12 protein-coding genes are annotated in these 15,430 nt (G+C 71.7%); all 12 read right to left on the bottom strand.

The annotated features are described in order from the left end of the window. Positions 1-396: 396 nt before the first annotated feature. Positions 397-1,731, bottom strand: a complete 1,335-nt coding sequence (gene allB, locus OHA30_RS32675) for an allantoinase AllB (RefSeq protein ID WP_328917477.1) — start codon at positions 1,729-1,731, stop codon at positions 397-399. Positions 1,732-1,780: 49 nt separating this feature from the next. Then, positions 1,781-2,971 (bottom strand): DUF6986 family protein, encoded by a 1,191-nt coding sequence (locus tag OHA30_RS32670; protein ID WP_328917476.1) that lies wholly within the window; start codon positions 2,969-2,971, stop codon positions 1,781-1,783. Further along, positions 2,968-4,563, bottom strand: coding sequence for a malate synthase A (gene aceB, locus OHA30_RS32665; RefSeq protein ID WP_328917475.1), 1,596 nt, complete (start codon positions 4,561-4,563; stop codon positions 2,968-2,970). The genes OHA30_RS32670 and aceB overlap by 4 nt, the downstream gene beginning before the upstream one ends. Before the next feature lie 105 nt (positions 4,564-4,668). Continuing rightward, entirely contained in the window at positions 4,669-5,907 is a 1,239-nt protein-coding gene (locus tag OHA30_RS32660) for a glycine C-acetyltransferase (protein ID WP_328917474.1), read from the bottom strand. Positions 5,908-5,912: 5 nt separating this feature from the next. Continuing rightward, positions 5,913-6,953: an L-threonine 3-dehydrogenase gene (tdh, locus tag OHA30_RS32655; RefSeq protein WP_328917473.1), complete on the bottom strand. Its 1,041-nt coding sequence runs from the start codon at positions 6,951-6,953 to the stop codon at positions 5,913-5,915. Beyond that, entirely contained in the window at positions 6,941-8,458 is a 1,518-nt protein-coding gene (locus OHA30_RS32650) for a chlorohydrolase family protein (RefSeq protein ID WP_328917472.1), read from the bottom strand. The genes tdh and OHA30_RS32650 overlap by 13 nt, the downstream gene beginning before the upstream one ends. A 117-nt stretch (positions 8,459-8,575) precedes the next feature. Further along, on the bottom strand, positions 8,576-9,379 hold the full coding sequence (locus tag OHA30_RS32645; protein ID WP_328917471.1) for an aspartate/glutamate racemase family protein: 804 nt from the start codon (positions 9,377-9,379) through the stop codon (positions 8,576-8,578). A gap of 51 nt (positions 9,380-9,430) precedes the next feature. Continuing rightward, the gene (locus OHA30_RS32640; protein ID WP_328917470.1) at positions 9,431-10,492 is read right to left on the bottom strand and encodes a sugar phosphate isomerase/epimerase family protein; all 1,062 of its coding nucleotides are present in this window, start codon (positions 10,490-10,492) and stop codon (positions 9,431-9,433) included. Between the two features lie 127 nt (positions 10,493-10,619). Beyond that, positions 10,620-12,254 (bottom strand): ABC transporter substrate-binding protein, encoded by a 1,635-nt coding sequence (locus OHA30_RS32635; RefSeq protein WP_328917469.1) that lies wholly within the window; start codon positions 12,252-12,254, stop codon positions 10,620-10,622. Positions 12,255-12,265: 11 nt separating this feature from the next. Then, a complete protein-coding gene (locus tag OHA30_RS32630; protein WP_328917468.1) occupies positions 12,266-13,339 on the bottom strand; it encodes an ABC transporter ATP-binding protein in 1,074 nt (357 codons plus the stop codon). Then, positions 13,336-14,376: an ABC transporter ATP-binding protein gene (locus OHA30_RS32625; protein ID WP_328917467.1), complete on the bottom strand. Its 1,041-nt coding sequence runs from the start codon at positions 14,374-14,376 to the stop codon at positions 13,336-13,338. Before OHA30_RS32625 ends, OHA30_RS32630 begins: the two co-directional genes overlap by 4 nt. Before the next feature lie 28 nt (positions 14,377-14,404). Then, on the bottom strand, positions 14,405-15,421 hold the full coding sequence (locus OHA30_RS32620; protein ID WP_328917466.1) for an ABC transporter permease: 1,017 nt from the start codon (positions 15,419-15,421) through the stop codon (positions 14,405-14,407). Positions 15,422-15,430 lie beyond the last annotated feature (9 nt).

The raw sequence follows: 15,430 nt of genomic DNA, 5'->3' as shown, positions 1-15,430 counted from the left end.
CCACCCTGTCGCCGCCGACGCTAACGAAGATCACCGGGCCGACATGTCCGGACTCGCCGGTGAAAGCGGGTGAAACCGGTACGGGTACGCGCCCGCCGGCCGTTGGCGGCGCCAGGCCGTTGCCGGCCGAACCACGCCGGACCGAGGGGCCGTTGCGGTTCCTGCGACACCCGTGGGGGAACCTCGCCCGGAGGCCGTGACGGCGGCTCCGGTCACGCGCCGGCCTTACGGCGGCGGGTCAGTCCGATGCGGGCGGCGGCGGGGGGACGGCGTCGGTGGCGCAACCCCCGCACCCCGGGGCCGGCGGCCGGGTTCGTGACCGACAGCCGGGTTCGCGGCCAGGGAACCCCGGGGCGGGCGACGCCGACCTCGGGGTTCCCTGGCCGCGGCACCGCGTCACCCCGCCCGCGTCACCGTGTTCCCCCTCGTCAGGAACCGTCCCCTCGGCGCGCCTTCGAGATCGACGCGTTCGCCGTGGGACCAGGTCTCGCGGACCGCGCCGAACAGTTCACGCCCGTCGTAGGGAGTGACCGCGTTCTTGTGGTGGAGCCGTGCCACCTCCACCACGAAGGACTGCTCGGGGGCGACGACGCAGAAGTCGGCGTCGTTGCCCACCGCGATGCCGCCCTTGTGCCGCAGCCCGGCCAGACGGGCGGGCGCGTGCGACATCCAGCGCACGACGTCCGCGAGCGCGAAGCCGCGGGCGCGGGCCCCCGTCCACACGGCGGAGAAGCCGAGTTGCAGGGAGGAGATGCCGCCCCAGGCAGCGCCGAAGTCGCCGGACTCCAGGCGCTTGAGATCGGGCGTCGACGGCGAGTGGTCCGAGACGACCAGGTCGATCACCCCCTCGCGCAGCGCCTCCCACAGCGCCTCCTGGTTCGCGCTCTCCCGGATGGGCGGGCAGCACTTGAACTGGGTGGCGCCGTCCGCGATGTGCTCGGCGTCGAAGGACAGATAGTGCGGGCAGGTCTCGGCCGTGACCCGGACGCCGTCCGCGCGGGCCCGCCTGAGCAGGGGGACGGCCTCCGCGCTGGACAGATGCAGGATGTGTATCCGGCAGCCGGTCACCCGGGCCAGGTCCAGCACCTGGGCGATGGCGTCGTTCTCGGCGGACCGGGGGCGCGAGGCCAGGAAGTCCGCGTACGTCCTGCTCGCGGGGGCCGCCACGACCTGGTCGGCGTGCTCGGCGTGCACGATGAGCAGGCCGTCGAAGGAGGCGATCTCCCGCATGGCCCGCTCGACCTCGGCGGGCCGGAGGTGCGGAAACTCCTCGACGCCGGATTCGGCCAGGAAGCACTTGAACCCGAACACGCCCGCGTCGTGCAGGGGCCGCAGATCGCGGAGGTTCGCGGGGACGGCGCCGCCCCAGAAGCCGACGTCGACATGGCACTGCCCGTGCGCGGCCCGGCGTTTGACGTCGAGCGCGGCGGTGTCGACGGTCGGCGGGATGCTGTTGAGCGGCATGTCGACGACCGTCGTCACCCCGCCGGCGGCCGCCGCGCGGGTGGCGCTGGCGAACCCCTCCCATTCCGTCCGGCCCGGTTCGTTGACGTGCACGTGCGTGTCCACCAGGCCGGGCAGCAGCACTTCGCCGTCGCCCAGCCGTACGGTGCGGCGCCCGCGCAGCCCGGACCCGACCGCGACGATCACCCCGTCCTCGACCCCGACGTCCACCGCGCGCTCGCCCTCGGGCGTGACCGCGCGCTCGGCCCTGAACACCGTGTCCAGCATCAGCCGCACCTCACGATCGCGTCCCGCGTCCGCACCCTTGCGGTGCCCCTCATGGCTGTCCTCCTTCGCGTCGCGCGAGCCGGTGCAGCAGGCCGCCGTCGATCCCGAGTTCCCGTTCGTCCAGTGCCCCGCACTCCACCCCGCGCAGCAGGAAGCCGGCCAGCGCCGCCGCCGTCGCCGGCTCGTCGAGGTGGGTCGAACTCCCGCCGTACGCGTACGCCCTGACCCGCTCCACGGCCGAGGCCGCGTCCCGGCGGAAGAAGGCGTACGTGGCGAGGTAGCGGCTCGGCAACTGGGCGGGGTGCAGATCCCACCCCTGGTAGAAGCCGCGTTCGAGCGACCGCCGTACGAGGCGGGCGTGCAGCCGCCACGCGGACACGGCGTGGTCGCCGACCGGCAGCACATTGGTGGAGCCGTCGGAGACGAAGACGCCCGTCCCCGCGGCGGCGGCCTGCATCACCGCCTTGGCGTGGTCGGCCACCGGGTGTTCCATGCTCTGGTACGCGGCGGCGATCCCGCAGGCGGCCGAGTAGTCGTAGGTGCCGTAGTGCAGGCCGGTGCAGCGGCCCTCCGACGCGTGCAGCATCCGCGCCACCTGGGCGCTGCCGTCCGGGCCGACGACGGCCTGCGGGGTCTCGACCTGGATCTCGAAGCGGAGCGGCGCGATGCCGTACTCCGCCTCCAGGCAGGCGCAGGCGAAGACCATCGCCTCGACCTGGTCGACGGAGGTGACCTTGGCGAGCGTCACCCTGAACCCGTCGCCGAGGCCGCCCGTCCGGGACGCCTCGGCGACGAACAGGTCGAGGGTGCGCAGGCCGCGGGCCCGGGTCGCCGCCTCGAAGGACTTGATCCGGATGCCGTAGTAGGGCGGCCGGTCCGCCGGGCCCAGCGCCGCCACGGCGTCGCGGACGGCCCGGTCCTCCTCGCCGTCGGGCCGGGTGCCGTAGCCGTCCTCGAAGTCGACGCGGATGTCCTCGACGGGTTCGGCGGCGAGCTTGGCGCGCACCCGTTCGCGTACGTCCGCCTCGGCCGAGAGGGCGGCGGCGCACCGGTCGAGCGCCGCGAGCGCCGCCCGGCCGGCCGACGCGAGGGTGTCGGCGCGGTACCGGTCGGCGGGCACGTACAGCGTGTGGACCGGCTGCCGCGCTCCCCGCTCGCCGGGGTAGCGCGCGGCCAGTTCCGCGTCCGCCCCGGCCAGCCGGGTGTCGAGGTCGCGGATCAGCCGGTCGAGGAGGGTCACTGGTCGACGACCGCGTCGTAGGCCGGAAGCGTCAGGAAGTCGACGTACTCGTCACTGAGGGCGACGCTCTCGAAGATCTCCCGCGCCCGGTCGAACGGGCGCGTGGCGAAGGTGTCGCCGGCCTGCTCGCGGAGCTTGTCCATCTCGGTGTCGATCGCGGCGCGGACGAGTTCGGCGGTGACGACCGTGCCGTCCTCCAGCTTCGAGGAGTTGCGCACCCACTGCCAGATCTGCGAGCGGGAGATCTCGGCGGTCGCGGCATCCTCCATGAGGTTGTGGATGCCGACGGCTCCGGTGCCCCGCAGCCAGGACTCCAGGTAGAGGACGGCGACTTCGACGTTGGCGTGCAGGCCCTGGCGGGTGATCGCGCCGGGTGTCGCCGCGACGTCGAGGAGGTCGTCGGCGGTCACCTCGACGTCGTCGCGCTGCCGGTCCAGCTGGTTGGGGCTGCCCGCGAAGGCGGCGTCGAAGACCTCGGCGCACAGCGGGACCAGATCGGGGTGCGCGACCCAGGAGCCGTCGAAGCCCTGGCCGGCCTCCCGGGTCTTGTCGGCCCTGACCTGCGCCAGCGCCCGCTCGTTGACCTGCTCGTCCCGGCGGCTGGGGATGAAGGCGGACATGCCGCCCATCGCGAAGGCGCCGCGCTTGTGGCAGGTCTTGACGAGCAGTTCCGCGTAGGCCCGCATGAAGGGCGCGGTCATCGCGACCGCCGCGCGGTCGGGAAGCACGAAGTCGGGGCCGGCGTCGCGGAAGTACTTGATCAGGCTGAACAGGTAGTCCCAGCGGCCGGCGTTGAGCCCGGAGGCGTGGTCGCGCAGTTCGTAGAGGATCTCCTCCATCTCGAACGCCGCCGGGATGGTCTCGATGAGCACCGTGGCGCGGATGGTGCCGTGGGCGATGCCGAGCCGTTCCTGGGCGAAGGTGAACACGTCGTTCCACAGCCGCGCCTCACGATGGCTCTCCATCTTCGGCAGGTAGAAGTACGGGCCGCTCCCCCGGTCCAGCAGCTCCTGCGCGTTGTGGAAGAAGTACAGCCCGAAGTCGACGAGGGAGCCCGAAACCGGCTCGCCGTCGACCAGCAGGTGCCGCTCGTCGAGGTGCCATCCGCGCGGCCGCATGACGATGGTGGCCAGGGCCCGGTCCTCGCTGAGCCGGTAGACCTTCCCCTGGGGCGAGGTGAAGCTGATGTCGCGGCGGATCGCGTCGAACAGGCTGGCCTGTCCGCCGACGACATTGCTCCAGTGCGGGGTGCTCGCGTCCTCCTGGTCCGCGAGCCACACCCGGGCCCCGGAGTTGAGGGCGTTGATGGTCATCTTGCGGTCGGTGGGACCGGTGATCTCGACCCGCCGGTCGCGCAGGTCCTCCGGGGCCGGGGCGACCTGCCAGTCCGCCGAGCGGATGCCTGCGGTCTCGGCGAGGAAGTCCAGCCGGCCGGTGCGGGCGGCCTCCGCCCGCCGGGTGCGCCGGGCGTCGAGCAGTTCGGCGCGGCGCGCGCCGAACTCACGGTGCAGTTCCTCGACGAACCGGAGCGCTCCGGGCACGAGGATCGTTTCTGCGCCCTCGACGGGCCTTCCTGTCAGTTCGATCGACATGACGTCATACCTTCTTCGACGTGAGGGGGTGCGGACCCGTCCGTGCCGGGGCCCGGTGGGCCTCCGGCCGGACCGTCCGCCGGGTCGGGCGTACGGCCGGGTGGGTCAGATGTGCGGGCCGGGGTGTACGGGTGCTGCCCCGGCCACCTGCGCGCGGGCGGAGACGAACGCCTCCACGCAGGTCCTGATGTCCTCCTCGGTGTGGACGGCGGACAGCTGTACGCGGATGCGCGCCCGGCCCTTCGGCACGACCGGGTAGGAGAACGCGGTGACGTACACGCCCTTCTCCAGCATGACGGCGGCGGTCTCCGCGGCCTGCCGGGCGCCGTCGGGGCCGGGGAACATGACCGGGGTGATCGGATGCTCGCCGGGCAGCAGCTCGAAGCCCGCCTCGGCCATGAGCCGCCGGAACAGCGCGCTGTTCGCGGTCAGCCGGCGGCGCGCGTCGGCCGCGCCCGCCGCGATCTCCAGGGCGGTCAGCGACCCCGCGGCGATCGACGGGGGGAGCGAGTTGGAGAAGAGATACGGGCGGGCCCGCTGCCGCAGGAGGTCGACGATCTCCTGGTGGGCGGCCACATAGCCGCCCGACGCGCCGCCGAGGGCCTTGCCCAGGGTGCCGGTGAGGATGTCCACGCGGTCCGCGACGCCGAAGCGTTCGGGCGTCCCGCGCCCGTGCTCGCCGACGAAGCCGACGGCGTGCGAGTCGTCCACCATGACGAGCGCGGAGTACCGGTCGGCCAGGTCGCAGATGCCGTCGAGCGGGGCGAGATGGCCGTCCATGGAGAAGACGCCGTCGGTGACGATCACGGTACGGCGGGCGCCGGCCGCGCGGGCGGCGTCCAGCTGGGCCCGCAGGTCGTCCAGGTCGGCGTTGCGGTAGCGGAACCTCTTGGCCTTGGAGAGTCTGATCCCGTCGATGATCGAGGCGTGGTTCAGCTCGTCGGAGACGATCGCGTCCCGCTCGTCGAACAGGACCTCGAAGATGCCGCCGTTGGCGTCGAAGCACGACGAGAAGAGAATCGAGTCGTCGGTCCCGAGGAAGTCCGCCAGGGCCTGTTCGAGGTTGCGGTGCAGCACCTGGGTGCCGCAGATGAACCGGACGCTCGCCATGCCGAAGCCCCAGTCCCGCAGCGCGGCGGCCGCGGCCGACTCGACGCGCGGGTCGTCGGCCAGGCCCAGGTAGTTGTTGGCGCAGAAGTTCAGCGCCTCCCGGACCTCGCCGCCGTGGCGGGCCCGTATCCGGACCGCCTGCGGCGTGACGAGGGGGCGCTCGTGCTTGGTCAGGCCCGCCGCGTCGATCTCGGCCAGCCCCTCGGTGAGTTGTGCCTTGATGTCGCCGTACATCCCGCTCAGTCCTCCCAGTTCATGACGACCTTGCCGCACAGCCCGGAGCGGGCTGCCGCGAAGGCGTCCTCCCAGCGCTCCGCGGCGAAGCGGTGGGTGATCACCGACTGCACCCGCTCGCTGAGCTGGGCGGAGCTGCCGAGCATCGAACTCATCGTGTACCAGGTGTCGTACATCTCGCGGCCGTAGATGCCCTTGATGGTGATCATGTGGGTGATCACCTTTCCCCAGTCGATGGGGAAGGGGGCCTTCGGCAGGCCGAGCATCGCGACCCTTCCGCCGTGGTTCATGTTCGCGAGCATGTCCTCCACGGCCGAGGGCACACCGGACATCTCCAGACCGACGTCGAAGCCCTCGCGCATCCCCAACTCGGCCATCGCGTCGGCGAGGCTTCGCTGCTTGGCGTCGACGACGACATCGGCGCCCGCGGCCCGCGCGAGGTCGAGGCGGTAGTCGCTGATGTCGGAGACCACGACGTGCCGCGCTCCCAGGTGCCGGGCGAGCGCGACCGTCATGACGCCGATCGGACCGGCGCCGGTGATGACGACGTCCTCGCCCGCCATCGGGAAGGACAGCGCCGTGTGCATCGCGTTGCCCAGCGGGTCGAACACGGCGGCGAGGTCGGGGTCGAAGGCGTCCGGGTGGACCCACACATTGGACGCCGGGAGCACCACGTAGTCGGCGAAGGCGCCGTCGCGGTTCACCCCGAGCCCTTCGGTGTTGATGCACATGTGCCGGCGCCCGGCCCGGCAGTTGCGGCAGTTCCCGCAGACGATGTGCCCCTCCCCCGAGATCCGCTGCCCGACCTCGATACCGCTGACATCGTCGGCGACCTCGGACACCTCGCCGTAGAACTCGTGCCCGAGGACCAGCGGCGGTCGCACCACGGAGGCCGCCCAGTCGTCCCACGACTCGAGGTGCAGATCGGTGCCGCACAGTCCGGCGCGGAGCACCCGGACCTTCACATGCCCCGGCCGCACCTCGGGTTCGGCGATCTCGACCAGTTCGAGGCCGGGACCGGCCTGCTTCTTGACTAGGGCGCGCATGTGCTGTCCTCGGGGTAGTTCGGACCGGTGTCCGCGCCGTCCGCGCGGAGCCTCCGGAAGACGGGAGGGAAGAGGTCACCGGCGTCGCGGCGGCGCGCGTCGCGCTCGCCGTAGGCCGCGCGCATCCGGGCGAAGAGCCGCTGGGCCCTGCTGCGCATCGCGGCGAGGTCGCACCCCGGCAGCGTGCCGTCCCTGACCACCGTGCGTCCGGCCACCACCGTCAGGGCGATGTCGCGCGGGGAGCCGGACATCAGGAACGTGCGCAGCGGGTCGTCGAGGACGCCGAGCCGGAAGTCGGTGAGCCGCAGCGCGACCAGGTCGGCCTGCGCGCCGGGCGCGAGCCGCCCGAGGTCGTCGCGGCCCAGGGCCCGCGCCGCGTTGAGCGTCGCCGCGCGGAAGTACGCCGCCGCGTCGCCCGCGTCGAGCCGGCCTTCGAGCACCTTGGCGATGTTGGAGCCGGTGTCCATGGCCCGGAACAGGTCGGGCGGGAAGCTGTCGCTGCCGAGGGTGATGTTCACCCCGGCCCGGCCGAAGCGGTCGAAGCTGTCCAGCACCATTCCGTAGCGCAGGGAGGTCGACGGGCAGTGCACGACCGACACCCCGGCGCGGGCGAGCGCCCGCAGTTCGTCGTCCGACGGCGCTCCGCGCGCCCCGCCGCCCGAGCCGTAAATGGCGTGCGGCACGAGCAGACGGCAGTCGAGGAGCCCGGCGCGCTCCAGGACTTCCAGCGGTGTCGCGTCGTACCCGCGGCGGAGCAGGTCCAGCTCGACGGCGCCCTGCATGCAGTGCAGCCGTACGGGTACGTCGTGGCGGCGGGCGAGTTCGGCGGTGGCGGCGAGCAGTTCCGGGGTCATGGTCTCGACCCGGCACGGCAGCAGGGCCCCGCTGACCAGGCCGTCGCCGGCCGACCTGGCGTACTCCAGGAAGCGTTCGGCGTCCCGCAGTCCGTCGAGCCCCCGCTGCTCCTCCCACAGCACGTCGCGCTCGCCGTCGTCGCGTACGGCGTTGACGCCCGACCGGTAACTGGGGCCCACATAGGCGCGGATGCCCAGGGTCCTGGCCGCCTCGGCGATGCCGACCGCGTCCTGGTAGGTCTCCGCCCAGGAGCTGTGGACCTCCGAGGCGATCGGCATGCAGGTCGTGACGCCGTGCAGCAGGAGCTGGGCCAGGCCGTAGCGCCGGATGAAGTCCCGCTCCTCCTGGTCGAAGACATCGCGCCGGCGGTGGGCGAAGTAGTCCGCCGACCACTGGAGTCCCGTGGCGTTCCGCGGCCCCGCCCAGGAGTCGAGCAGCGCGTGGTCGATGTCCGACACCGCGTCGAGGTCGATCAGGCCCGGGGTCACCAGGGCCTCCCCCAGGTCGATCGTGTGGTCGGCGGCGCCCTCCCGGCGCGGACCGACGTACACGATGTGCGCGCCGTCGTAGACGACGGAGGCGTTCTCGATCAGCACATGGTCGCCCTCGTGGTAACCGAGCACGTAGCGCGCGTGCACCGCGGTGGTCATCTCTCTCCTTCCCGGACCCTCGCGGGTCCGTCAGTCGTTTGCCCTCACGGGTCCGCCGGTCGTCGCCCGCCGTACGGGTCGTCGCGCGCCGTACGGCAGGCGGAGGCCGGCGGTCCGTCAGGCGAGGTGCGCGTCCCGGGCCCCGGCCGCGAGTCGCAGGCCGTGGTCCCAGCCCGGGCGGGCCTTGGGGAGCGGCCGGGCGAAGGTCGACACCTTGCTCGTCCGCAGTCCGAGCCGGACCAGGCCCTCGGCGAAGAGCAGCCCCGCCGCGACCGGGTCGATCACCGGGATCCCCAACTCCTCCTCGAAGGAGGAGGCGCGGCCGGCGAAGCCCGCGCAGCCGAGCACCAGCGCCTCGGCGCCCGCGTCGATCAGCTGCCGGCCGCGCTCCAGGATCGCGTCGTGGGTCCGGGCGACATCGGTGTGCGCGGCCAGGACCGGGACCCCGGCGGCGACCACGCCCACGCAGTGCTCGGCCACGCCGGCCGTCCGCAGGCTGTCCTGGATCTGCACGATGGAGCGGGCCAGGGTGGTCACCACCCCGTAGCGCGGCGCCAGCATCAGCGCCACATGGGCGGCCGCGTCGGTGATGTCCACCACCGGTATGTCCAGCAGTTCGCGGGCGGCCTCCCGTCCGTGCTCGCCGAAGCCGGCCAGGACGACGGCGTCCATGCCCTCGCCCCAGGTGGCGAGCCGGTCGAGCATGGCCGTCGCGGCGATGAAGCTGTCGAGATAGCCCTCGGCGGAGGCCACCCCCCACTCGGGCGAGACGGCGGTGACGATCGTCCCCGGGGCCGCGGCGGCCCGGGCCGACTCCCCGATGACATCGGTCATCGACTCGGTCACATTGCAGTTGAGGACCAGGACCCGGATCGGGTCCGGTACCGCTTCGACGCCGGCCAGGGCGTGCTGCCCGATCACGCGGCACCTCGCCGGGGGCGTCGTCGTTTCTCACTGGGGGTCAGGATCACGTCAGTTGCTCTCTTCGGCCGGGGCGCTCGGCTCCCGCAGGGCCGCGAGGGTCGTGCGCAGGTGCTCGGCGCTGCGCAGGACGAAGTTCTCGCCGTCGAACGGTGTCGCGCGGAAGTCCTCCAGCGTGGGTACCTCTCCCGCGGCCGCCCGGCGGTCGTAGTCGTCGGCGAGGCGTTCCAGTTCGACGACCTCGGCCTCGACGAGGTCGGGGTGCAGCGCGCGCCAGGACTCGTCGCGCGTCCCGATCGGGATGGCCAGCGTCGGTCCCGCGGGCTCGATGGAGGCGTCGAGGTCGGGCACCTGCTCCAGCAGCGCGCCGAGCAGGCCCGCCCAGTCGATGACTCCCAGGCCGCAGGGCGAGAAGGTCCGGGTGAGCCCGGTGTCGGTGCGCCGCAGGATCGAGTCGCGCAGATGTGTCGCCCGCACGTACGGGGCGACCCGGCGGGCGGCGGCCACCGGGTCCTCGCCGCGGACCAGGACGTTCGCGGTGTCGAAGGTGATGCCCATGACGTCCGGCCCGACGGACTCGACCAGCCGGACCACCTCGGTACTGGTGATCTCCTCGTGGGTCTCCATGTTGAGGTGACAGCCCAGGTCGCGCGCGGCCGGCGCGAGCAGCCGCAGGAACTTCTCGATCGCGACGAGCTGGTCGGCCCAGGGCGCGTCGGTGCGGAACCGGTCGATGGCGTAGTAGCCGGGCAGGTCGGGCTGGTAGTTGCAGCAGGCGACCCAGAGTTCACCGCAGTCGGCGCCCTCGCGGCACGCCTCCAGCATGCGCAGCATGCCGCGGGTGTAGTCGCCGTCGCCCAGCCTGCGGATCTCGGGGGCCTCGGCCGCGGCGTAGGGGTTGACCTTGCCGAGCCCCATCTGGAGGTAGAGGCCCAGCCGGTCGGCCTCCTGCCGGACCTCCCGGAGCAGTCCCCGGTCGAGGGTGGGCGAGATGTCGAGCACGGTGCGGAAGTACACGCCCTCCATGCCCAGGTCGTGGGCGTATCCGAGGATCTCCACCGGGGTACGGTCCGCAGCGCCGGGGATCTTCCGGCCGTCGACACCGATCTTCATGGTTCGGTTCTCCTTGTGACTTCTGGCTCGGCCGCTGTGCCGAGTCGCGTGCGGGCGCGGGACGCGGGGGGGTGCGGGCCGTCGGCCGGCCGGGGGTGGGCCGGCCGACGGCGGTGGCACCGGGCGGTTATCTGCCCCAGTCCGCGATGCGCAGGTTGCCGGCGTACGCGAAGTGCTTGACGTCCTTGGCGAGCACGGCGGTGAACCGGGCGCGGTAGAGGATGATCGTCGGCGAGTTGTCGACCCAGAGCTGGGTGAGCTGGTCGATGACCTGCTGCTGCTGTGCCGGGTCGGTGGTGTCGTTGAGCTTTTCGAGCAGCGGTGTGCTGCCGGGCAGGCAGATGTGCTGGTTGTTGAAGCTGCTGCCGCAGGTCATCTTCTTGCGCAGCTCGTAGCTGCCGAGCGGGGTGCTGTTCTCGAAGAGCAGCGCCGACTGGTAGGTGCCGTCGTTGAACAGGGTGCTGAAGTCCGTGGGCGGCTTGGCGACGATGTTCACCTTGACGCCGACGGCCTGCCAGGAGGACTGGAGCAGCGTCGCGATGTCGGACACGCCGGGCGACTGCGGGTTGATCATCAGGTCGATGCTGGGCGACTTCAGGCCCGAGGCGGCGAGCAGCTGCCTGGCCTTGTCGGGGTCGTAGGCCCGCGCGGGTTCGAGGGAGGCGTTGTAGCCGGCCATGCCCGGCACCACGGGTCCGTAGTAGGAGTCACCGTAGCCGTAGGCGATCTTGGAGATGATGTCCTTGTAGGGCACGGCGTAGGTCAGCGCCTCGCGGAACTTCACATTGTCCGTGACGGGGCCCTTGTGGTTGAGCGAGACGGTGACCGGGGTGGCGCTGCCCGCGGAGAAGACCGTGCAGCAGGCCTTGCCCTGAACGTTGCTCACGCTCTGCGGGGGCAGTCCGAGGGTCACGTCGGCCTGGCTGTTCTGGGCCTGGAGGAGCAGTGTCGGGACCGAGGTGATGAAGTTGACCTGGACGACCGGCTCGATGGCGGGGGTGCCGTAGTAGTTGGGGTTGCGTTCGAGGACGGCGCGGCTGTTGGGGACGTAGGTCTTGAGGACGTACGGTCCGCTGCTGCTCGCGGTGTGGCTCTGCAACCACTCGTTCGGGCTGCCCGCCTTGACGCCGCCGTTGGCCTCGATGAGCTTGGGGTCGTAGATCGAACCGCGGCTCTGGGCCAGGCTGTAGAGGATCTCGGGGTACGCGCGCCGCATGTGCAGGACCACGGTGGTGGCGTCGGGCGCGTCCACGCCGGTGATCAGCGGCGGGTCGGTGATTCCGAGCTGGAGCGAGAGCGCGCCGCAGGCGCCCATCTTCACGGTGCGTTCCAGGGAGTACTTCACCGCGGCGGCGTCGAGCGGGTCGCCGTTGGCGAACTTCTTGCCCGCCGGCAGGGTGAAGGTGTAGGTCTTGCCGTCGTCCGAGACCTTCCAGCTCGTGGCGAGGTCCGGCTTCACCTTGGCCGGGTCGGGGTCCACCGTGGTGAACCCGTCCTTGTCGGGGGTGGCCGACAGCTGGACGAGCCGGCCGTAGAAGTTGCTGGCGAAGGAGTTGTCGTCGCCGGGGCAGACGAAGGCCGGGTCGAGGCTGGAGATGCTCGCCGCCCAGTTCACCGTGAACGGCCGGTGGGAGTCGGTCTTCGAGCCGTTCGTGCCCGTCGACCCGCCGCAGGCCGCGGTCATGGCCACGGCGCCGGCGAGTCCGGCCGCGACGAGGGCACGGCGGTAGGGACGGGATGACACCCGATCGGTTCTTGTCACTGGTCTTCCTCTCAGGGAGCTTGAGTGTCGAGGCTCTGGGCGCCGGCTCGCGCGGCGAGGTGCTTCTGCATCTCGCCGGGGAAGTGGCAGGCGGCCTGATGGCCAGGGGCGACCTCGCGCAGTACGGGTCGCAGTTCCGCGCATTCGGGCCGGTCCGCGCCGACCGGGCAGCGGGGCCGCAGGGGGCACCCCCCGGTCGGCGCCGCGCCGGCGGCCGGCTTCGCCGTGTGCAGGACGCTCCGGCTGCGCCGCATGACGTCCGGGTCGGGGACGGGGGCGGCGAGCAGCAGCGTCACCGTGTAGGGGTGCAGCGGGTTGGAGAACAGTTCGTCCGAGTCGGCGATCTCCACGATCTCGCCGAGGTACATCACCGCGATGCGGTGGCAGACGTACCGGGCCACGGCGAGGTCGTGGACGATGAACAGGTAGGTCAGGCCCAGGCCGGTCTGGAGGTCCGCCAGCAGGTTGAGCACCTGGGCCTGCACCGACACGTCGAGGGCCGTCACCGGCTCGTCGAGGATGAGGAGTTCGGGGTTGAGGACGAGCGCGCGGGCGATGGCGATGCGCTGGCGCTGTCCGCCGGAGAAGGCGTGGGCGTTGCGTTCGGCCAGTTCCGCCGACAGGCCCACGCGTTCGAGCATTTCCAGGGCCCGCTCGCGCCGGACCTCGGGGTCGTGCTCGCCGTGCACGAGCAGCGGTTCCTCGACGAGCCTGCGTACCGAGAAGCGGGGGTCGAGCGAGCCGTAGGGGTCCTGGAAGACCATCTGGACCCGCGCGCGCATCCGCCGCAGTTCCGAGCGCGACATCTTCCCGACGTCGGTCCCGTCGAAGACGACGGAGCCGGAGTCGGCGTCGGTCATCCGCAGCGCGCACGAGGCGGCGGTGGACTTGCCGGAGCCGGACTCGCCGACGAGTCCGAGGGTCTCGCCCCGGCGGACCTCGAAGGAGACCTGCCGCAGGGCGTGCACCTGCCCGGTCCTGCGGGTGCGCACTCCGACCCGCCGGCCGCCGTACGACTTGGTCAGGTCCGTGACGCGCAGCAGCACATCGGGGTCGGCCTCCGGTCGGGGCTCGGTGGTGGTCATTTGGTGTCCTCCGGCTCTGCGGTGCCCGGAAAGTGGCACTTGGTGGCGTGCTCGGCGCCCGGGGCGCCGAGGCGGACGAGTACCGGTTCCCGGGTCCGGCAGACGGGGTTGTCCCGGCCGGTCGGGCAACGCGGCTCGAAGGAGCAGCCCGTGATGGGTTTCACGGGGTCGGGCAGCGCCCCGGGGATCGTGGAGAGCCGCCCTTCCTGCGGCTGGTCGGTCCGCAGCACGCACTTGATCAGCTCGCGCGAGTACGGGTGGGCGGCCCCGGAGAACAGCTCCCGGCTGCCGCTCTCCTCGACGAGCTGGCCGGCGTACATGACCTTCACCGAGTCGCAGTAGCCGGCGACGATGCCGAGGTTGTGCGTGATCAGCATCAGGGCGGCGCCGCGGTCGGTCACCAGGCGGTCGAGCAGGTCGAGCACCTGGGCCTGGGTGGTCACGTCGAGCGCGGTCGTCGGCTCGTCGGCGATCACCAGCTCGGGCGAGTTGGCGAGCGCCATGGCGATCAGCACCCGCTGCCGCATACCGCCCGAGTACTGGTGGGGGTAGTCCGACATCCGGCTGGCGGCGTTGACGACGCCGACCTCGCCGAGCAGGTCCGCCGCCATCTTCCGGGCGGCCTTGCGGCTCACGTCCTGGTGGGCGCGGATGCCCTCCACCATCTGGGAGCCGATGCTGCGGATCGGGTCGAGCGCGCTCATCGGGTCCTGGAAGACCAGGGAGATCCGGCGGCCGCGGATGCGGGACATCTCGGTGTCCGACAGTCCGCGCAGATCCTTCCCGTCCAGCAGCACTTCCCCGTCGATCACCCGGCCGGGCGGCTGGAGGAGGCCGACGATGGACATGGCCATGGCCGACTTGCCCGACCCGGACTCTCCCACGATCGCCATGCGTTCACGGCGGTGGACGGTGAAGCTGACATCCCGTACGGCGGCCACGGTCCCCCGGGGTGTGGCGAACTGCGTGCGCAGGCCCTTGACCTGGAGCAGCGCGTCGGTGGGGGGCGTGGTGGCGGTTGCTGGTTTCTGAGCCATCAGCTCGGCTCCTGTCCGGTTTCTCATCTCACCTGGCGCCAACTCGGATACGGGGATCAATGGTTGAGTAGGTGACGTCGGCGAGGACGCTGACCGCCACATAGAGGAACGCGCTCAGGACGATGACTCCCTGGACGACCGAGAAGTCCTTCTGGAGGATCGCGTCGACGGTGAGCGATCCGACGCCGGGCCAGCCGAACACCTTCTCGACCAGGACGCTGCCCGTCATCAGCTCCGCGAGGAGCATCGCGGTCGCGGCCACCAGCGGAAGCAGCGAGTTGGGCACGACATGGCGGATGAACGCGGCCCGCCGGGTGATGCCCCGGCTCCGGGCGACCAGGACGAACGGCTCGCGGACGGTGTTGCGCAGCTGCGACCTGAACAGCCGGCTGAGGAAGGCAAAGGGTCCGACCGCGATCGTGAAGCCGGGCAGGATCAGGTGCCAGACGGCGTTGAAGAACGTCCCGAACTCACCCGCCCACAGGGCGTCGAGGGTGTAGAGGCCGGTGAAGGAAGGGGGAGCCGCCGTGCCCGGCGACAGCCGTCCCTCCGGTCCGGGGAAGATGCCGAGCTTGACCGACAGCAGCAGGATGGCCACGAGCGCGAGCCAGAAGGGCGGGGAGCCCATGGCCAGGGACGAGGTGGTCCGCAGCGAGATGTCCGCGCCGCGCTTGCGGCGGAAGACCGCGACGGCGCCGAAGACGATCGCCGACACCACGGCGATGCACACCCCGGTGAGACCGAGTTCGATCGTGGCGGGCAGCCGGGTCTTGAGCAGGTCGGTGACGGGCTGACCGGCGCTGAAGGAGAACCCGAGGTTTCCGTGCGCGAGCGAGGTCAGATAGTCCCAGAACTGCAGCGGCAGCGACTTGTTGAGCCCCATGCCGGCGCGGATGTTGGCGATCGTCGTGGCGTCGGCGAGGTCACCTCCGACCAGCCTGGCCGGGTCACCGGGCAGCTTGCGCAGCAGGAGGAAGGAGAACACCAGCGCGCCCAGGATCGTTGCCATCCCGACGGCGAGGCGCTTGGAGATTATGGCGAGCATCAGGGTCCC

The sequence above is a fragment of the Streptomyces sp. NBC_00223 genome, from assembly GCF_036199905.1.
Classification (GTDB): Bacteria; Actinomycetota; Actinomycetes; order Streptomycetales; family Streptomycetaceae; genus Actinacidiphila.
This window is presented reverse-complemented; position numbering and strand designations above follow the sequence as displayed.